This is a genomic window from Pandoraea captiosa, assembly GCF_902459775.1.
Classification (GTDB): domain Bacteria; phylum Pseudomonadota; class Gammaproteobacteria; order Burkholderiales; family Burkholderiaceae; genus Pandoraea; species Pandoraea captiosa.
Genome location: NZ_CABPSQ010000002.1, coordinates 100,731 through 119,842, shown reverse-complemented (window position 1 = coordinate 119,842; position 19,112 = coordinate 100,731). Strand labels below are relative to the sequence as shown.

13 protein-coding genes are annotated in these 19,112 nt (G+C 62.2%); 8 read left to right on the top strand and 5 right to left on the bottom strand.

Features of this window, described 5'->3' with window-relative positions; translation table 11 throughout:
• Positions 1–16: 16 nt before the first annotated feature.
• The 3 genes from gdhA to PCA31118_RS05840 all read right to left on the bottom strand — a co-directional run bounded on the left by gdhA (position 17) and on the right by PCA31118_RS05840 (position 5,976).
• Positions 17–1,360, bottom strand: a complete 1,344-nt coding sequence (gdhA, locus tag PCA31118_RS05850) for an NADP-specific glutamate dehydrogenase (RefSeq protein ID WP_150623957.1) — start codon at positions 1,358–1,360, stop codon at positions 17–19.
• 184 nt (positions 1,361–1,544) lie between these two features.
• Positions 1,545–2,567, bottom strand: coding sequence for a response regulator transcription factor (locus PCA31118_RS05845; protein WP_425495326.1), 1,023 nt, complete (start codon positions 2,565–2,567; stop codon positions 1,545–1,547).
• Entirely contained in the window at positions 2,521–5,976 is a 3,456-nt protein-coding gene (locus PCA31118_RS05840) for an ATP-binding protein (protein ID WP_150623955.1), read from the bottom strand. Before PCA31118_RS05840 ends, PCA31118_RS05845 begins: the two co-directional genes overlap by 47 nt.
• 196 nt (positions 5,977–6,172) lie before the next feature.
• On the opposite strand from PCA31118_RS05840, the gene urtA reads away from it, so the two are divergent.
• The 8 genes from urtA (at position 6,173) to PCA31118_RS05800 (ending at position 13,546) form a co-directional block, all read left to right on the top strand.
• Positions 6,173–7,444, top strand: a complete 1,272-nt coding sequence (gene urtA, locus PCA31118_RS05835) for an urea ABC transporter substrate-binding protein (RefSeq protein ID WP_150623953.1) — start codon at positions 6,173–6,175, stop codon at positions 7,442–7,444.
• Between the two features lie 81 nt (positions 7,445–7,525).
• On the top strand, positions 7,526–8,443 hold the full coding sequence (urtB, locus tag PCA31118_RS05830) for an urea ABC transporter permease subunit UrtB (protein ID WP_150623951.1): 918 nt from the start codon (positions 7,526–7,528) through the stop codon (positions 8,441–8,443).
• A 131-nt stretch (positions 8,444–8,574) separates the two neighbouring features.
• Positions 8,575–9,762: an urea ABC transporter permease subunit UrtC gene (urtC, locus tag PCA31118_RS05825; RefSeq protein WP_150623949.1), complete on the top strand. Its 1,188-nt coding sequence runs from the start codon at positions 8,575–8,577 to the stop codon at positions 9,760–9,762.
• 3 nt (positions 9,763–9,765) lie between these two features.
• Positions 9,766–9,972, top strand: a complete 207-nt coding sequence (locus PCA31118_RS05820; RefSeq protein WP_343043260.1) for an ATP-binding cassette domain-containing protein — start codon at positions 9,766–9,768, stop codon at positions 9,970–9,972.
• Positions 9,956–10,645 (top strand): urea ABC transporter ATP-binding subunit UrtE, encoded by a 690-nt coding sequence (gene urtE, locus PCA31118_RS05815; protein WP_150623947.1) that lies wholly within the window; start codon positions 9,956–9,958, stop codon positions 10,643–10,645. Before PCA31118_RS05820 ends, urtE begins: the two co-directional genes overlap by 17 nt.
• A 72-nt stretch (positions 10,646–10,717) precedes the next feature.
• A complete protein-coding gene (fmdA, locus tag PCA31118_RS05810; RefSeq protein ID WP_044453183.1) occupies positions 10,718–11,956 on the top strand; it encodes a formamidase in 1,239 nt (412 codons plus the stop codon).
• 78 nt (positions 11,957–12,034) lie between these two features.
• A complete protein-coding gene (locus PCA31118_RS05805; RefSeq protein ID WP_150623946.1) occupies positions 12,035–12,439 on the top strand; it encodes an FmdB family zinc ribbon protein in 405 nt (134 codons plus the stop codon).
• Between the two features lie 78 nt (positions 12,440–12,517).
• The gene (locus tag PCA31118_RS05800; protein ID WP_150623944.1) at positions 12,518–13,546 is read left to right on the top strand and encodes an aliphatic amidase; all 1,029 of its coding nucleotides are present in this window, start codon (positions 12,518–12,520) and stop codon (positions 13,544–13,546) included.
• A 148-nt stretch (positions 13,547–13,694) separates the two neighbouring features.
• On the opposite strand, the gene PCA31118_RS05795 is transcribed toward PCA31118_RS05800, so the two are convergent.
• Together PCA31118_RS05795 and PCA31118_RS05790 are read right to left on the bottom strand one after the other, a co-directional pair.
• The gene (locus PCA31118_RS05795) at positions 13,695–14,621 is read right to left on the bottom strand and encodes a Wadjet anti-phage system protein JetD domain-containing protein (RefSeq protein WP_246190096.1); all 927 of its coding nucleotides are present in this window, start codon (positions 14,619–14,621) and stop codon (positions 13,695–13,697) included.
• A 71-nt stretch (positions 14,622–14,692) separates the two neighbouring features.
• On the bottom strand, positions 14,693–19,111 hold the full coding sequence (locus PCA31118_RS05790) for a coiled-coil domain-containing protein (protein ID WP_150623940.1): 4,419 nt from the start codon (positions 19,109–19,111) through the stop codon (positions 14,693–14,695).
• Between the last annotated feature and the right edge of the window lies 1 nt (position 19,112).

The window sequence follows — 19,112 nt, the reverse complement described above, 5'->3', positions numbered from 1 at the left end:
CCGATACCCGTTCAGCTCAGATAACGCCCTGCGCGAGCATCGCGTCAGCCACCTTCACAAAGCCCGCGACGTTTGCGCCGTTGACATAGCTCACCGAACCGTCCGGGCGACGACCGTGTTGCAGACAGACTTCGTGAATGCTGCGCATGATGTCGTGCAAGCGTGCATCGACTTCCTCGCGCGGCCACGAAATACGCATCGCGTTCTGGCTCATCTCGAGCCCCGACGTCGCCACACCGCCCGCGTTACTCGCCTTGCCCGGCGCGTAGAGAATGCCGCGACTTTCGAAGCGCTTGGCGGCTTCGTTGGTCGACGGCATGTTGGCGCCTTCCGCCACACAGATCACGCCGTTGCGGATCAGCGTTTCGGCGTCGTCGGCGTCGAGTTCGTTCTGCGTGGCGCAGGGCAGTGCGACGTCGACCGGAACATGCCACGGGCGTTCGCCGGCGAGGAACCTGCTGCCGGTGCGCTTCGCGTAATCGCTCACGCGTCCGTAGTGGTGATTCTTCACGTCCATCAACTCGGCGAGCTTCTCGGGCGTAAAGCCGTCTTCATCGACGATGGTGCCGCTCGAATCGGACACGGTGACGACCTTCGCGCCGAGCGCCATTGCCTTTTCGACGGCGTATTGGGCGACGTTACCGGAGCCGGACACGCTCACGCGCAGACCGTCGAAACTGCGGCCCGATTGCTTGAGCATTTCCTCGGCAAAGTAGACGGTGCCGTAACCGGTCGCTTCCGGACGAATCAGTGAGCCGCCAAACGACAACCCCTTGCCGGTGAAAACGCAATCGGCGCGATTCGACAGCTTCTTCATCATGCCGGCCATGAAACCCACTTCGCGACCGCCCACGCCGATATCGCCGGCGGGCACATCCGTGTCGCTGCCGACGTGGCGGAAGAGCTCGGTGACGAACGCCTGACAGAAGCGCATGACTTCACCCGGGCTCTTGCCCTTCGGGTCGAAGTCCGCGCCCCCCTTGCCGCCGCCCATGGGCAGCGTCGTGAGCGCGTTCTTGAAGGTCTGCTCGAAGGCGAGGAACTTGAGGATGGACAGGTTGACCGACGGGTGAAAGCGCAGGCCACCCTTGTACGGGCCGATGGCCGAACTGTGCTGAATGCGATACCCGCGATTGACCTGCACGTCGCCGTGATCGTCGACCCACGAAACGCGGAACATGACGGTGCGCTCCGGTTCGACAAGGCGGTCGAGCAAGCCATGCTCGGCATACTTCGGGTGTTGCGAAATGAACGGCCAGAGACTTTCCATCACTTCCGTGACAGCTTGCAGGAACTCCGGTTGGCCAGGATTGCGCTCGGCGGTCGCGCGCAGAAAGTCGTCAAGCGATGGGTATTTCATCTCGGATGCCCTTCAGTGGTGCTTATGCTTTTTCAGGGAAAGTATTTTGCACCAATTAGGATCGCGACATGAATGCAATTTGGGAAAATCAGGGGAAATACCGGGTATTTGTTCTGATATATGACGTAGTGCCAAACAGTTATGCCGCCAGCGTCGCCAGATGTATTTTCTGCCTACATTCCCCCTACATGCGATCGAGCGCCTTCACGGCGAGCGCAGCAGCGGTTGCCCGCGTCTCCACGTGCAGCTTCTGAAATAGATGCTCGAGGTGCTTGTTCACCGTGCGTGGCGCCATGCCGAGAATGTCGCCGATGTCGCGGTTCGCCTTGCCGCGCGAGACCCACAGCAGCACTTCGGCTTCGCGTGCCGTCAGGCCGAAGCGCAGGGCAAGCGCGTTGCAGGACGCCGTATCGTCGGCTTCCATCAACGTGACGATCCATTCGCCGGGCTTCGGCCCGGCAGCGGCGCTCGCGGAGCGGCGAACGTTGCCGAGCGTGAATTCGTACATCGCATCTGTCCTCGCCCCGTGCATCAGCCAGTCGACGAACCAGTTCAGCAACGGGGCTGGCAGACGCGGCTCGATGGCGTCCACGGAGCCATTCGCGTACGCCGCAATCTGTCGGGCCGCTTGTGGACTCTGCCAGCGGATGGCGCCATCGGCCGACACGATGACGGCCGCTCTCGCGTCGAGCGCCAATGCCGCCTGTGCATAGGACTGCGCACGTGAGCGAACGACATGCGCCCCAATCCTGGCGCAGACCTCTTCCGGGCGCACCGGTTTGGTCACGTAGTCGATACCGCCGACGCGAAAACCGCGTACCACATGCTCGCTTTCGGTGAGCGAGGTCATGAAGATCACCGGCAGATGCTCGTGCCGCGCGTCCTGCTTGATTCGCGCGCAGGTCTCGAAGCCGTCCATCGCGGGCATCATCGCGTCGAGCAACACGACGTCGGGTGTCACGCGCGACAGGCATTTCAGGGCGGCCTCACCACTCAGCGCCACGAGCACGGCGTAACCATTCGCCTGCAAGGTGTCCGAGAGAAACGCCAGATTGTCGGGCGTATCGTCGACGATCAGCACGACAGGGCGGTTGCCGAGCCACGCCGGCGGGTCACTCGTGCCAACGCCGGCTTCATGCAGGTCACGCACGTCACCCATGTCAGGCGTGGCGGGCACGGTCGGTGGGGGGCAGACGGTCAAGCGCATTTTCGAGATCCTTTAGCGCAAAGCGTTCGGCAAGGGCACGCAGCGTATCGATCTGTGTGCTGAGCGCCGGATAATCGGTTCGCGCGGCATCGAGTTGTTCCATCACGCCCTGCACGTAGCCGACATCGAGATGCTCACGTATGCGCGCCAGAACCGGTTCGGGCAGAGCGAGCCTGATCTCCTCCACCTCGCCCGTCGCCGTGCGCTCGGGCAGCAGCGCGGCGTTCGTTTGCGCAGGCGCGATCGCGTCTGACGCGATCCATTCGAGCGACAGCAACTGGGCGAGCTTGTCGAGCAACAGATTCACGCGCAAGGGTTTAGCCAGATAACCCGCGCACCCGGTGGCGCTGGCTCGCTCACGGTCGTCCGCGAAGGCGTTGGCCGACAGCAACAGGATGGGGGCTGCGGATAGCTGGTTTTCGCCGATCAGGCGACTCGTCTCGTAGCCGTCCATCAGCGGCATGGAAATGTCCATGATGATGGCGTCGGCGGCATGTGTGCCGAGCCATCGCAATGCATCCGGACCGCTCGCGACCTCGTTGACGTCGAAGCCGAGCGGCGTGAGCAGTTGCACGACGATGCCGCGCTGGTCCGCCAGATCGTCCACGACGAGAATCGTGCGACGTGGCCCGCGATAACCGCAAATGCCCGCCAGCTCGGTGTACACGTCCGGTGCGCTTTGCACCGCCGGCGCAAAGAGCTTCACCACGAAGCGGGTGCCTCGACCGAGTTCGCTGTCGACTTCCAGACTGCCACCGAGCGCATGCGTGAGCAAACGGCAAATCGTCAATCCCAGCCCCGCGCCGTGATCGTCCGCGTGAGCGGCGTCGCCGCGCTCGAACGGCATGAAGAGCCGGCTCATCGCATCGGGCGCGATGCCCGGCCCGGTATCGATCACTTCGAATTTCAGCGTGTCGAGTGCGTGGCTCACGCGCAGCGTCACAGTCCCGGCGGACGTGAACCGAATCGCGTTTCCGATCAGGTTGGTGAGGATCTGTCCGAGATATTTCTGATCGCATCGCACCGTGGCCGGAAAACGGCCGACGGCCTGCACGTCGAACGCCAACGCCTTTTCCATCGCCAGGGGACTCATCATCGACGACACGTGCGACACGAAATCGGTGAGCGACACCTTCGTGATGTTCAGTTGCAGCTTGCCCGCCTCGATGCGCGCCACGTCGAGCAGCCCGTCGACGAGCGCAAGCAAATGCTCTCCGCTACGGTGAATCGTGCGAACGGCGTTCAGACGCGTGGGCGTGAGTTCATCCTTCGCCTGCATCAATAGCTGCGCGTAGCCGAGAATGCTGTTGAGCGGCGTGCGCAGTTCATGACTGAGGCCCGAGACGTAACGACTCTTCGCCTGATTGGCCGACTCGGCGGCGGCTGTGGCGCGTTTGAGCGCCTCGTCGGTCTTTTGGTGCGCTTCGATTTCCTGCATCAGCAGTTCGTTTTGTCGCTGCGATTCTTCCTCGGTGACGCGCCGACTCTCGCGCTCCAGCACGAACCACCACGCGGCGATGCAGCCGACGAGCGCCAGCGAAAAGAATATCTTCAGGAAGCTGCTCGCAATGACACTCACCTCTGCCTCGCTGATCGCGGCCACGCTCTGCGACCAGATCAGATACAGCACGCCCGCGAGCACGGCGAGGATTGCCACCACGAGGCTGGCGTAACGAATGAGTCGCAACGCCGCGGGCCCCAGCCGCAGGCGCGGAAAGACCCGATGCAATGCACGGTCGGCCTGCGCGGAGAATCTGGCGTGCGGCTTGCAACGATCATGACAACGCGAGTCCAGCGAACAGCACAGTGAACAGATCGTGCCGCCATACGCCGGACAATGTGCCGTATCTTCGGGCTCGAACGCGTGTTCGCAGATCGCGCAACGCAGCGACCTTGCGTCGCCGTGCGATTGCGGTTTGCGGGCGAGGTAATACTTGCCGCGCGTGGCTACGGCGATCGCCGGGGCGCAAACGAACGCCACGCCGAACGCGAGAAACAGCGACATCGCCTCGCCAAGCTCGCCGAATACGCCCGTGCGTGCCGTCAGCGCCACAACGACGCCAAGCGCCATGGCGCCAATGCCCACGGGATTGACGTCGTAAAGATGCGCGCGCTTGAATTCGATATGGCGCGGGCTATAGCCGAGCGGCTTGTTGATCACGAGATCCGCACACAAGGCGCCGACCCACGCGACGGCAACGTTCGCGTACAGCGAAAGCACCTTGCCGATGACTTCGAAGACACCGATCTCGACGAGCAGCAACGCGATCATCACATTGAAGACGAGCCACACCACGCGTCCCGGATGGCTGTGCGTAAGTCGCGCGAAGAAGTTCGACCACGCGAGCGAACCCGCGTACGCGTTCGTCACATTGATCTTGAGCTGCGAGACGATGACGAACAACGTCATGGCCGGCAACGCCCAACTCGCCAGTCCGATCGGATCGAGCAGGATGTGATACGCGACGAGGTACATCTGCGTGGGTTGCGCAGCCTGTGCAACATCGACTTCGTTCTGAATGGCGACGAACGCGAGCAATGCGCCGCCGAGCATCTTCAGCGCGCCGGGCACGATCCAGCCGGGCCCCGCAGATAACAGCGCCAGCCACCATCGCTTCCGGTTTTTTGCGGTGAGCGGCGGCAGAAACCGGAGATAGTCCACTTGTTCTCCGATCTGCACGATCAACGCGAAGACGACCGTGGACGCCTGCCCGAACGCAATCAGGCTGAACGCCCGCCCCTCGGGGGCGAATCCCGCGAAAGTCGTCCACTCGCGCACCACGCCGGGGTGATGCCACAGCACGGCGACGTAGGGCAGCACGAAGAGCACGATCCACAACGGCTGCGTCCAGCTTTGCAGACGATTGATGAGCGTGATGCCGAACATCACCAGCGGAATCACGACGAGCGAACTGATGACGTACGCGATCGCCAGCGACATGTGGAAATAGAGCTGTAGCGCGAGCGCCATGATGGCCGCTTCTAGCGCAAAGAACAGGAACGTGAAGATCGCGTAAAGGAACGACGTTACCGTCGAGCCGATGTAACCGAATCCTGCGCCGCGTGTGAGCAGGTCCATGTCCACACCGTAGCGCGCGGCGTAATAGCTGATCGGCAGGCTCGTGAGAAATATCAGGATCGAGACGACGGCGATGGCCCACACCGCGTTGGTGAAGCCATAGTTGATGACGAGGCTGCCGCCGATGGCCTCCAGCACGAGAAACGACACCCCACCGATGGCCGTGGTGGCGACGCGCCATTCCGACCACCGCCGAAACGAGCGCGGTGTGAAGCGCAGCGCATAGTCCTCGAGCGTTTCGTCGCCGACCCAGGCGTTGTAGTCGCGCCGCACCTTCACGATGCGCTGCGTGCTGTGCGCGCGGACTGAATTTTGGTGCATCTCGGCCATGACGACGGGGGGGCGATCCGGATTGGTGCAAGAAACGTCGGGTTCCAAGGCCTAAGCAAATTACATTCCACCGCCTGTACCGGGGAATACGTCAATCGACGTATTTCGAGCGCCAAATTGGCTCCCTACATTGCGTCCAACCCCTTGAAACCAGCCCGTCGCGATTTCGCAAAGGGCCTACGACCAGGAGAACGTGATGTCCGCAGACGATCGATTCGATGATGAACGCATGGCTTCCCCGTTGCGCAGACGACTGCTCGGTGGCCTTGCCGCCGCGCCGCTCATGGCCCTCGGCCTGCCGCGCACCTCGTTCGCGCAGGTGCCGCCCACGGCCAAGGTGAATACGACCGGGCTGGCCGTCACGGACACCACCGTCACGGTCGGTCAGCTGCACTCGGCAACCGGCACGATGGCCATTTCGGAGACGGGCTCGATTCAGGCGGAGCGCCTGGCGATCGAACAGATCAACGCGATGGGAGGCGTGCTCGGACGCAAGATCAACATCATTCAGGAAGACGGCGCCTCCGACTGGCCGACGTACGCCGAAAAGTCGAAGAAGCTGCTGGAGAACGATCACGTCGCGGCCGTCTTCGGCTGCTGGACGTCCGCCTCTCGCAAAGCCGTGCTGCCCGTCTTCGAGAAGGACAACGGCCTGCTGTACTACCCGACGTTCTATGAAGGTCTGGAGCAGTCCAAGAACGTCTTCTACACCGGTCAGGAAGCCACGCAGCAGATTCTCTGGGCGCTCGACTGGGCATCGAACACGAAGAAGGCCAAGACGTTCTTCCTGATCGGCTCCGACTACATCTGGCCGCGCACGTCGAACAAGATCGCACGACGTCACATCGAGCAGCATCTGAATGCGAAGGTGGTGGGCGAAGAGTATTACCCGCTCGGCACCACCGAATTCAATTCGCTGATGAACAAGATCAAGCTTGCGCGCCCCGACTGCATTTTCGCGACGGTGGTGGGCGGCTCGAATGTGGCGTTCTACAAGCAACTCAAGGCTGCCGGCATTACACCGCAGAAGCAGTTCCTGCTCACGCTCTCCGTTACGGAAGACGAAGTGCTCGGCATCGGCGGCGACAATTTCGCCGGCTTCTATTCGTCGATGAAGTATTTCCAGTCACTCGAGAACGACAACAACAAGAAGTTCGTCTCGGCCTTCAAGGCGCGTTACGGCGCGAAATCGGTGATCGGCGACGTGACGCAGGCCGCCTACCTCGGCCCCTGGATCTGGAAGGCGGCGTGCGAGCGTGCCGGCAGTTTCGACGTGAACAAGGTCGTGGCGGCGTCCAAGGACATCGAACTGGCCAATGCGCCGCAGGGCTACGCGAAGGTCGACACCAACCATCACCTGTGGAGCCGTTCGCTCATCGGTCAGGGACAGGCGGACGGTCAGTTCAAGGTCGTGGCGAGTTCGCCGGAACCGATCCATCCGGATCCGTTCCCGAAGGGCTACATGTAATCCGCCGCCCTCTCACCCCCTTCAACCCCATCAACTCGCACAGGCGCGACGCCCGCCAGGTCGTCGCGCGAGGAGCGTCAGATGTCCGCCAACGACATTTTCAATATCACGCTGATGCAGGGCTTCGCCGGACTCCGGCTGTTCAGCGTTCTGCTGCTCATGGGGCTCGGACTCGCCGTGATCTTCGGTCAGATGGGCGTCATCAACATGGCGCACGGCGAGTTCATGACGATCGGCGCGTACACCGTCTACATGTTCTCGTGGGTGACGCAGAACGTCTGGCCGGTGTTCACGCCGGTGTACTTCTTCTTTGCCATCGTGGCCGCCTTCGTGCTCGCCTTTGCGGCGGGATGGCTCGCCGAGTGGGCGTTGATCCGTCACCTGTACCGACGCCCGCTCGACACGCTGCTCGCGACCTGGGGGCTCAGTCTGGGCATGCAGCAGGTGTTTCGCTCGACGTTCGGCCCCAAGGAGGTCAGCCCTGCGCTGCCCGACTGGCTGATGGGATCGTGGGAGCCGACACCCGGGCTCGACATTCCTATCAGCGGCATGTTCGTGATGTTGCTCGCACTCGTCATGACGGGCGGCTTGTTGCTGGCGCTGTACCGCTCGCGCTGGGGATTGCGTGTGCGGGCAACGGTGGCAAACCGGCCGATGGCCAATGCGGCGGGGATCAACACGCGCCGTACCGACCGCATGACCTTCGCCATCGGGTGCGGCATCGCCGGCGTTGCGGGCGCCGCCTTCACGGCGATCGGATCGACGGGGCCGACCAGCGGTTCGCTCTACATCGTCGATTCGTTCCTCGTGGTGACGTTCGGCGGCGCGGCCAGCCTGCTCGGCACCGTGGCCTCGGCGTTCGGCATTGCGCAGATGCAGTCGATCAGCGAGTTCTTCCTGTCCGGCTCCATCGCTCGCGTGCTCACGTTGCTGACTGTCGTGGTCATTCTGATGTTGCGCCCGCAAGGCCTGTTCGCCTCCAAGGTTCGACGCGTCTGACACCGCTAACACCCCCTGACAACCCCTAACGCTCACCGCCAACGCTCGGTCCGCCGAAACCTCGACCCCAGCCGATGACCGGCCATGGCGTTGCCGGTCGTCTACCGAATTCTCTGCAAGGAGAGATGTACATGGAACCCATCCAAACCGCGGCGGGCGGCGTCCCCCTCCGGACTGACGCGGGCGAGGCGCAGGAAGCGCGCGTCCCGCCCCGTGGCTGGCGCGCGCTCGCGGCACGCTTCGACGCGTCCGGCTATGCAGGCATCGTGATCCTGGCGGTGCTGATCGTCGTCGTGTTTCCGATCGCACTCGACGCCTTTCGCCTGAACCTCATGGGCAAGTACCTCACGTACGCGTTCGTCGCCATCGGGCTGGTGATCGCCTGGGGTTATGGCGGTGTGCTGAGTCTCGGGCAGGGGGTCTTCTTCGGCCTCGGCGGTTACGCCATGGCGATGTTCCTCAAACTCGAAGCCTCGAGTGCGGCGGCCACGAGCACACAGACCACGCCCGGCATACCGGACTTCATGGACTGGAACCAGCTCACGGCGCTGCCCGACTGGTGGAAGCCGTTTCACTCTCTGCCCGTATCGATTCTCGCCGTGATCGTCGTGCCGACGGCGCTCGCCTTCGTGATCGGGTACGCGATGTTCAAGCGGCGTGTCGGCGGGGTGTACTTCGCGATCATCACGCAAGCCGTCGCGCTGATTCTGTCGGTGCTGATCATCGGTCAGCAGGGCTATACCGGCGGCGTGAACGGCATCACCGACCTGCGCACGCTGCTCGGCTGGGACATTCGAACCGACCACGCGAAGCTCATTCTCTACTTCGTGAACGCCGCGCTGCTCATCGTCGCACTGCTCGTATGCCGCTGGGTGCAGCGCGGCAAGCTCGGCACGCTGCTGCTGGCCATGCGCGACAAGGAAGACCGCGTGCGCTTCTCGGGCTACGACGTATCGATGTTCAAGGTGTTCTCATTTTGCATCGCGGCGGCGCTTGCCGCCGTGGGGGGCGCGATGTTCACGCTCCAGGTCGGCTTCATGTCGCCGTCGTTCGTCGGCATCGTGCCCTCCATCGAGATGGTGATTTACGCCGCGGTCGGCGGGCGGATGTCGCTGGTCGGGGCGGTGTACGGCGCAATCCTCGTCAATCTCGGCAAAAGCTGGTTTTCCGAGAGTTTCCCGAATCTGTGGCTGTACCTGATGGCGGCGATGTTCATCGGCGTGGTGATGGCTTTCCCCAACGGTCTGGCAGGACTTTACGAGGCGCACGTGCGCCCGCGTATTCGCCGGTTCCTCGGCGTCGAGAACAAGGGAGCGTGACGCATGAGCAACACCGACTTTCTTCTGGCCATTGAAGACCTTAGCGTGTCGTTCGACGGGTTCAAGGCCATCGATTCGCTCAATCTGTATCTGGAGCGTGGCGAGTTGCGCGTTGTCATCGGCCCGAATGGTGCGGGCAAGACGACCCGCGCGTCATCGATGTTTATCTCGGTCACTGATCGGAGGACACATCATGTTGGAAGTCGATGATCTTGTCGTCAGCTATGGTCAGAGCGAGGTGCTGCACGGCATCGGCTTTTCCGTGGCCAGCGGCGAAAGCGTTGCGGTGATGGGCCGCAACGGTATGGGTAAGACGACGCTGTTCAAATCGCTGATCGGCATGCTGCCCGCCAATCGCGGCACGGTGCGTGTGGGCGGTGTCGATGTCTCCAGGGCGGAGAGTTACCGACGTGTGGCCAGCGGCATCGGTTATGTGCCTCAGGGTCGTCAGGTCTTCGCCTCGCTCACTGTCGAAGAGAACATTCAGACGGGTCTCGAAAACGCGAAAAGCCAGTCCGTTCCCGACGATCTCTACGCGCTGTTCCCCGTGCTTTTCGATATGCGCCGTCGCAAGGGCGGCAATCTCTCTGGCGGACAGCAACAACAACTCGCCATTGCGCGCGCGCTCGCGACCGACCCCAAGGTGCTGCTGCTCGACGAGCCGACCGAGGGCATTCAGCCGTCGGTCATCAAGGACATCGCCCGCGCGCTCAACCAGATTCGCGCTTCGCGCAACATCGCCATCGTGGTGTCGGAACAGGTGCTGAGCTTCGCGATGGATGTTGCGGATCGGTTGTTCGTGATCGAGGGCGGTCGCTTCGTGCATCAGAGCACGCGCGACGCCGGCGACGGCGACCGCATCCGCGAATACCTCTCTGTGTAATCCGGCGCCAGGTGGCGTCATTTCGATCGCCGGTGTGTGTCGCATCGGCACTTCAAACGAGGAGCGAGTGCAATGGCCGAAACTCTCATCAAGGTCGACCTGAACCAATCCGCCTACGAAAACGAGCAGGTGCATAACCGCTGGCACCCTGACATTCCGATGGCGTGCTGGGTCAATCCCGGTGACGACTTCATTCTCGAGACGTACGACTGGACCGGCGGTTTCATCAAGAACGATGACAGTGCCGACGACGTGCGCGACATCGATCTGTCCATCGTTCACTTTTTGTCGGGCCCGGTTGGCGTGCACGGCGCCGAGCCGGGTGACCTGCTGGTCGTCGACCTGCTCGACATCGGCGCGAAGGCGGACAGTCAGTGGGGCTTTAACGGCTTCTTCTCGAAGACGAATGGCGGCGGGTTCCTGACCGATCACTTTCCGCACGCACAGAAGTCGATCTGGGATTTCCACGGCCTCTACACGAGTTCCCGGCACATCCCGGGGGTCAATTTTGCGGGGCTGATTCACCCGGGGCTGATCGGTTGCCTGCCCGATCCGAAGTTGTTGCAGACGTGGAACGAGCGCGAAGTCGGTCTCATCGCGACGGCGCCGGATCGTGTGCCGCCGCTGGCCAATCCGCCGTTCGCCGCGACGGCGCACATGGGCAAGCTCACGGGCGACGCGCGCAACAAGGCGGCGGCAGAGGGCGCACGGACGGTGCCGCCGCGCGAGCATGGCGGCAACTGCGACATCAAGGATCTGTCGCGTGGCTCGAAGGTGTTTTTTCCGGTGTATGTCGACGGCGCGGGCCTTTCCGTGGGCGATCTGCACTTCAGTCAGGGCGACGGCGAGATCACGTTCTGCGGCGCGATCGAAATGGCGGGCTGGGTGCACATGCGCGTGAATGTCATCAAGGGCGGCATGGCGAAGTACGGCATTCGCAACCCTGTCTTCCAGCCGAGCCCGATCACGCCGGCGTACAACGACTACCTCATTTTCGAAGGCATCTCGGTCGACGAACAGGGCGGCCAGCACTATCTGGATGTGACGGTGGCTTACCGTCAGGCCTGCCTGAACGCCATCGAGTACCTGAAGAAGTTCGGCTATTCGGGCGCGCAGGCCTATTCGTTGCTCGGGTGTGCGCCGGTGCAGGGGCATATCAGCGGCGTCGTCGACATTCCGAATGCCTGTGCAACGTTGTGGCTGCCGACACAGATCTTCGACTTCGACATTCGTCCGAATGCCGACGGGCCGATTCGTCATGTGACGGGTGGCGTTGACATGCCGTGTTCGCCCGATCTGGTGAAGGGCTGATGTGTCGCGCGTAGCAAGCGTGGCAGGGCATTACCGCAGACGACTATCGCAAACAAGATAAGACATAAGGAGGCAGACATGCCGATTTACGACTTCGAATGTGCGACGTGTGGACCGTTCGCTGTCATGCGACGCATGGCCGAGCGCGACACGCCGTGCCATTGCCCGGATTGCGGTCGTGAGGGCTCGCGCCTGATCACGGCGCCGTCGCTGGCGCTGATGGGGAGTGCGAGTCGCACGGCACACGCGACGAACGAGCGGGCTGCGCACGCGCCGCGCCATTCCGGCGACGGCCCATCGGGGCGTCACCGTCCGGGATGCAGTTGCTGCTCGGGCGGCAAGGTGTCGCTGGCGGGAGGGTCAGGAATGTCGGGGATGTCGGGCGGGATGGGCGCGGCAAGTGGCGCGAGTGGTGCAGGTGGTGCAGGTGGTGCAAGCGGGCTGAAACGTCCGGCGGGACGGCCGTGGATGATCAGTCATTGATGCGTTGATGCGATTCGCTGCGGCCCGGGGGGCCGGGCCGCGCGAATGGAACGACGAGACTTGAGGGAGAAGGGATCCATGCGACATGGGGATATTTCGAGCAGCCGCGATGGCGTAGGCGTTGCGGTCGTCAACTACAAGATGCCGCGACTTCATACGAAGGCCGAGGTATTGGAGAACGCGCGCAAGATTGCCGACATGGTGGTCGGCATGAAGCAGGGCTTGCCCGGCATGGATCTCGTGATTTTTCCCGAGTACTCCACGCACGGCATCATGTACGACCGGCAGGAGATGTTCGATACGGCGGCGACGGTGCCGGGTGAGGAGACTGACATCTTTTCTGCGGCGTGTCGCAAGGCGAATGTCTGGGGTGTTTTTTCGCTCACGGGCGAGCGACACGAGGACCATCCGAACAAGGTGCCGTACAACACGTTGGTGCTGATCGACAATCGCGGGGAGATCGTGCAGAAGTACCGCAAGATCATGCCGTGGACGCCGATCGAAGGGTGGTACCCCGGCGACCGGACGTATGTGACGGAAGGGCCGAAGGGGCTGAAGATCAGTCTGATCATTTGCGACGACGGCAACTATCCCGAGATCTGGCGCGACTGCACGATGAACGGCGCCGAGCTGGTGGTGCGATGTCAGGGGTATATGTATCCGGCGAAGGATCAGCAGGTGCTGGTCGCGAAGGCGATGGCGTGGATGAACAACACGTATGTGGCCGTGGCGAACGCCACCGGGTGGGACGGCGTGTATTCCTACTTCGGCCATTCGGCCATCGTAGGCTTCGACGGCCGGACACTGGGCGAGTGTGGCGAAGAGGAGATGGGCGTGCAATACGCGGAGTTGTCCGTGAGCGCGATCCGCGATGCGCGCAAGAACATGCAGTCGCAGAACCATCTGTACAAGCTGCTCCACCGTGGCTACACGGGGACGATCAACTCGGGCGAAAGCGTGAACGGCGTGGCGGACTGTCCGTTCGGGTTTTATCGCGATTGGGTGACGGACCCCGAAGGCACGCAACGCAAGGTCGAAGCCATCACCCGCTCGACACCCGGCACGGAGGAATGCCCGATTGACGGGATTCCTTTTGAGGGGAGGTAGTGGGGGATGCGTGGGGTGGTGGGTAACGCTTCACTGACTTGCCCCCTGCAAGCCATGGCGCTCTCTTCAGGGCAGCGTCCTGGGCTGATTGCACGTCGGCAAGTGGAGGGCGTGCGCCGTCGGCCGGATAGCGCATCCGTAATGCCTCTCACAAAAGAGTACGCAGTTGCTCGAACCCCAAGGCCTCCTGGGGAATCCAGTTCCCAGCGTGCCACAGCCGAGCAACCTTCTTGCCCAAGGTCTCTCCGAGCCAATCGACGGCAGGTTGCGGGGGGGCGCTGGTGCACACGACCTTCTCGCGCCGTAGTCCGTGCGACAAGAGCCATTCATACCACTCCGTAGCCGGTCCAACCTTGGGCTCATAACTCGCGGATGATCGGTTGAAATCAAGTGGGATACCGATACCTTTGGGGTCCAGATCTCCTAGGTATAGTACGTTGGAGCCCCTCACTTCAAGCAGCACCTGCCCCAAGGCAGCGCCGGTGCTGCGAAACGCCTCGCCTGCGCCATAGACCACCGCCGAATATCTGCGCGCGAGTTGATTCCACTCGCCGAAGCTCCAGTAGCTGTTGTGGTTCTCGACGACAAGCAGCGGCTTACCAGGCGCAGACGCGGGTCGGTATGGGAGGGGTAGAGGCACAGCGAACGCGCCCAGCGTATCGAGCGATAGGCGCCCCGAGAACAGCGTATTCCCGAGCCTCATGGCGTCGAGCCGCTTCTCATCCCCAAAGATTTCGAGGGACCGTTCTTTAATGGGGACGCGCAGGAGACCCCCGCGGCGCCGAAGCAAGAACTCGTTGATGGTTTTTGCCGCGATCAACTGAGCGGGCTTCAGCTCGGTCCAGAAACCAAGCTCTGGCACCCAAGGAACCTTGGAAAAATCATCCGTCGGAGTCTCATATTGCTCGCGTACGAGCTTGATCCACTTCGGCAACGCTGGCTGTCCGATCTTCTCCCAACTTGCACGAGCCGGTAGCACTATGGCGCCACCGTCGGCTAGCGCTTGAAGGGCCTGCAGTAGCAGGGAACCACGCTCTGGGTGGTTTTGAACCTCTGGATACAGCTCGAAGTACATCTGCTTGATCTGCTCGAGCTCCACCCTCTTGCGCGGGGAGGCCGCCAGCCGAACCAAAAATGGCGCTAGCATCAAGCCACCTCGATCGTGCTGGGTGCCGCGAGCCTGGCGGTGGCCGCTTCATCGTTGAGGCGATAGCGCACCGACTCCAGGTGCCAGCGCCCGGTTTTGCTGTTCTGGCCGGCGCGGCGCAGCCGCACGAAGGCGGAGAACTCCGCTAGGGCGTTGTAGTCCTGAATGGCGGTGGCAAACACCAACTGCACCCCCATGGATTGAGCGAGAAGGCGCTGCGCCTTCCACATGGTCGGCGAGGTGGCCTTGGCGAAAGGGTTGTCCAGGATCAGCGGGCCGCCGGCGAGCTTGTGCAGCTTAGCCTGCGTTTCTGCGCGCAGCTGCGTGATGATCACGTAAAGGAACAACGCCATCACCACACCTTCGCCGCCGGAGTTGGAAATCTTTTCCACCGGCACGTACTGCTGGCTTTCGTCGATGACCATGCGTAGCACCTGCAGGCCCAACGGGCGACCACCGTACATCCGAAGCACAGCTTCGGCCACTAGGTCCGAGCCCTTTGCCGGAGGCACGTTGGCCTGAATCAGGCTGTCCAGGTAATATGTGAGCGCCTGGCGACGTGTCTCAATATTGATGGCGGTGAAATTCGCGCGCATTTTCAGGACTGACTTTCCTGCTACGTACGGTGCGCTCGCAGGCACGCGCTTGTCGATGGCTGAATTCAGCAGCCCCAGGGCCATGCGAGATAGCGCGAGCATCTCCTCGACGCAGGCGTCGAAGTCCGCCTGCATGTTGTCCAGGTTGTCCTGAGTGGCGTGGATGCGATCCTCCAGTCCTTCGAACAGCCGTGCGGCGTCGCTGCACGCGGCCGTGAACTCGTTGGCAAGCATTGCAATGGCCAGCTCCGGTTCGACTTTCTTGAGCTCAGGTTCTGCAGCGGCGCTCTTGACCACATCGAACGCTGTGCGCGCACTGTTCTGGGCTTGTTCGCATAGGTCCGACTTGGCGCGGTAGTTCCTGACCGCTCGTGTGACCTGGTCGCTCGCGTTCTCTTCGAGCACGAGCTCGGGCATCTCCGTCAGGAGCGCCGGTTGTTGGCCGGTGAGACTGGCCATCTCCAATGCGAGCAGCTCTGGGTTCGGCTTGTCCTCCAGCTTCATCGTGCTCTTGACCACTTCTGCAAGGCGGTCGTCCTGGTCGGCGGCCGCACTAAGGTGCTTGGCGTTGTCGCGTGCCCGGTCAGCTTCGTCGGAAGCGCTCTTCTGGCGCGCGCCGGCTTCTTCGCTCAGGCGTTGCGCCTCGTCCTTCTGAGATTCGAGAGCAGCAGCATCCAGCGCTTCCATGTCCGGAGTGGCGGGTGGCACTTCGCGGTTCTTCTTGTGCCAGTCTTCTGATGCACGCTCTGCCGCGCCTTTGGCCGAAACAGAATCCAAGTGCTCCTTGTCCACCAGGGAGCGCTTGGTTTCCAGCTCCGACAACATGGCGCTGTGATCCTTGCCCTCGAAGGGAGCTACGTGGGTACGCGTGACGCCGGGATAGTCGCGCGTATATTCCTGCTTCTTCTCGTCGCGCCGCGTGCGCGCCGCCTGCATCTGTACTTCGAGAACGCCCAATTGGTCCTGTGCCTTTGCCTTGTAGACCGTTAGTGCATCGGAGTATGTGCCGCGCAACACCCCCAGCTCTCGGGGATTGCTCTTCAGATGCTCTTCCGCGCGCAGTGTCTTGTCATAGAACTCAATTTGGGAGCGCTCGTTGGCCAGGTTGTCTGCGATGCCCTCTGTCTTGATGGCGGCCTTGCTCTGTTCGCGCGTTATCTCTTCAAGTCGCAGGATTTCAGCCTCTGTCGCCAGGCGCCGCGCCTCGAAGTCCTCAAGCAAGGCTTCGAGTTCGGCCAGGCGGGCCAAGCGCATCTCGCGGTTAACCTCATACTCTGCGATGAAGTGTTGCAGCGCCTGTTGGTGAGAGTGTGCTTCGCGCGCCAAGCGATCCCGGTCGACTGCGGCTTCACGGCTGTTCTTGGCCGCTGTCGCTGCCGCTGTGGCCTTTTCGCGGGCCTCCTCCTTGTGCTCCAATGTGAGACGTAGCTGGCCCTGGAGCTCGCTTCGCCGGATGTTCGCCGTTGCCAGCTTGCCATCTCCGAAGCGCTGGATGTATGCCTTAAGTGACTGCAGCGCGGCGAGCGCGTCGGTCTGGCGCTGATAGTAGTCCGCTCGCCGTTTTTCCTCGAGGCGAATGGTTTCGGTCAGAGTGCTGGCCAACGCCTCGGCCGCAGCCCGGTTGTAGGCGGCGTCGCTACCGGCAGGCACTACCAGGCGATTGGTGTCGGCAGCTGCAACTTCTAGCGCGAGCGGCGAAACTACCACGGGACGAACCGGCTTCTGACCATGCCAGTCGATGGCGCGCGCTTTGTCCATCTCGCTCTGTGCAACGGACACACCCTGGAAACGAGCCGGGTCGCTAAGTACCAATGAACGTGCGCGTTCCGCGTCCGGTAGTGCGTCAGCCAGGTATTCGTTAAAAGGGCGGGCCGATCGCACTCCGGCTTCGCGAAGCCGCGTCACCACCCGCACCACATCCGGGCTGTTGCCAGCCACACCGGTTTCATGAATGGCTTGCATTGTTGCACGCAGTTCGGCGAGGCGCACATCGCCCAGCGAAACCTCTAGCGCCGAGGCGGCTACCACGCGCTCAAGCACGGGCGGCAGAGCAGGAGAATCGGGGGCTGCGGTGTCAGATTCGACGGCCTGCAGAATTGCCGGCAGTTGCGATAGCCGCTCGCGCTCAGCGTCGCCCTCGCCGATGAAATTTGTAGCGGACTGGATATCGCTTTCGAATCGCCCCACATCGCTACCCAGGCGCACTTCTTCGCTGCGCCAGTGCTGCTCTTGGTGCTCATGCTGGCCCTGGTCGACCTTGTAGGCTGCTTCCTCTCGGCGCATCTGCTGTTCGGTCGCGCTCCAGCGTGCCAGGGCTGCCTGGGACACTTCGCTTGCATCTGCCAGGCGTCCCGAGGAGATCATTCGGTCGCGCTCGCGTCCCCATGCATTCTCCTGTTGCTCAAGCTGGGCCTGTTCGTTGACTGCTGTACGTCGGCGCTTCTCGTCTTCGGCCAGCGCCGTGCGGTGCCCCGCCACCGTCTCGTTGCGATCTCCGGATTCCTTCTCAAGCTTGCGCTGAGTCTCGCGCAGTGCTCGTTCGTGCTGGAACAGGGCTGTACGAAGCAGTGCGCCTTCGGCCTCCAGTTGATCGCGGAAGGGCTGCAAACCTACCTTGGCGAGGTCGGCCTGGGCTTCGAGTGCCTGCAAGCGCTGCTCTTCGGCGACCACCTCAGCCAGCACCCGCGCGGCCTTCACATGCTTGATGCCATCTTGTACTGTTGCGAGGCTCGACGCGGCTTCCTTGGCACGCTCCTGCGCAGCGCGCACGGCGCGCACGTGCATCAGGGAGGTCAGGCTGGCCGCATTGCGGCCATAGCTCAGCACCTCGGACGCGGCCGTTTCCGCCACCGAGCGCTGGACGCGCTCATAAGACAACTCGCGCTGCTGTCTGTCGCGGCGCGTGGCCGCGCGTTCGTGCAGTGCCAGGGTCAAGCGTGCGCCGTTGACCAGCACATCGATCTGGTCTGCCATGGCCAGTCGGTAGCTGTGTGCCGCATCTTCGAAGGAGCGAAGCACCACTCGGAACTTGGTTAGCTCGACGAGCTTGCGCTGATAGTCGGGCTTGCGACGCAGTTTATCGCAAGCTGCAGCCACCGCGTCCCGCACCGCTGCTGCCCTTTGCGCATCCAGTGTCAGATGGAAGAACTTCTGCAGAAAGGCGGCTTCGCTGGAGAAGTTCAGAAAACCGCTGTCGAAACCTCCTTCCTGCACCGAGAAATTAACCTGCATCTGCAACATCTCAAGGTCGATGAGACGTTCCTCGCGCAGGTGACGTTGCCAGTCGGCTTGCTTGCGAGTGACGTAGACGTCGGGGTGTCTCTTCTGTTCGTCGTGCACCCAACGGGAGAACTCCGCCAATGAAGTCACCGGGGCAGTGCCAAGCTTCGGCGCAGGAATGCTCTCAAGCATCAGGCCATTCGCGGCCTCGAAGGCAAAGAACATTCGGTCGCTCTCGGGTACATCATTGCCCGCCTTTATGGACACCACCTGACCGACAATTAGTCGGTAGGGTTCACCCCCAGCCGTGCGCGAGGGCATCTCCCACTCGACCAGGATGAAACCTGGCAGGCCATCTTGTGAGAAGTACTGCGAAAAATGATTGTTCTTGCTTTGCAGATGCTTCAGAAAACGGTCCTGGCTCGTGTCGAAGCACGAGAAGATAAGGCTGAGCAGCGATGTCTTCCCACCACCGTTTTCCAGGTTGATAATGGTGTCGGTCGGCAGGTGTGTTTCTGGGTCAGTCAGGTCGAGCAGTAACCCGTCATACCAGGCCATCGAGTAGCCGCAGTTGCCTAAGTAGATGCGTGAAATCTTCTGCATA

Coding starts and splice junctions, on each gene's coding strand:
- PCA31118_RS05840 (WP_150623955.1), bottom strand. CDS start 5,976: ATGGCCGAGATGCACCAAAATTCAGTCCGCGCGCACAGCACGCAGCGC.
- urtA (WP_150623953.1), top strand. CDS start 6,173: ATGTCCGCAGACGATCGATTCGATGATGAACGCATGGCTTCCCCGTTG.
- urtC (WP_150623949.1), top strand. CDS start 8,575: ATGGAACCCATCCAAACCGCGGCGGGCGGCGTCCCCCTCCGGACTGAC.
- gdhA (WP_150623957.1), bottom strand. CDS start 1,360: ATGAAATACCCATCGCTTGACGACTTTCTGCGCGCGACCGCCGAGCGC.
- PCA31118_RS05790 (WP_150623940.1), bottom strand. CDS start 19,111: ATGCAGAAGATTTCACGCATCTACTTAGGCAACTGCGGCTACTCGATG.
- PCA31118_RS05805 (WP_150623946.1), top strand. CDS start 12,035: ATGCCGATTTACGACTTCGAATGTGCGACGTGTGGACCGTTCGCTGTC.
- PCA31118_RS05820 (WP_343043260.1), top strand. CDS start 9,766: ATGAGCAACACCGACTTTCTTCTGGCCATTGAAGACCTTAGCGTGTCG.
- PCA31118_RS05845 (WP_425495326.1), bottom strand. CDS start 2,567: ATGCGCTTGACCGTCTGCCCCCCACCGACCGTGCCCGCCACGCCTGAC.
- PCA31118_RS05795 (WP_246190096.1), bottom strand. CDS start 14,621: ATGTACTTCGAGCTGTATCCAGAGGTTCAAAACCACCCAGAGCGTGGT.
- urtE (WP_150623947.1), top strand. CDS start 9,956: ATGTTGGAAGTCGATGATCTTGTCGTCAGCTATGGTCAGAGCGAGGTG.
- fmdA (WP_044453183.1), top strand. CDS start 10,718: ATGGCCGAAACTCTCATCAAGGTCGACCTGAACCAATCCGCCTACGAA.
- PCA31118_RS05800 (WP_150623944.1), top strand. CDS start 12,518: ATGCGACATGGGGATATTTCGAGCAGCCGCGATGGCGTAGGCGTTGCG.
- urtB (WP_150623951.1), top strand. CDS start 7,526: ATGTCCGCCAACGACATTTTCAATATCACGCTGATGCAGGGCTTCGCC.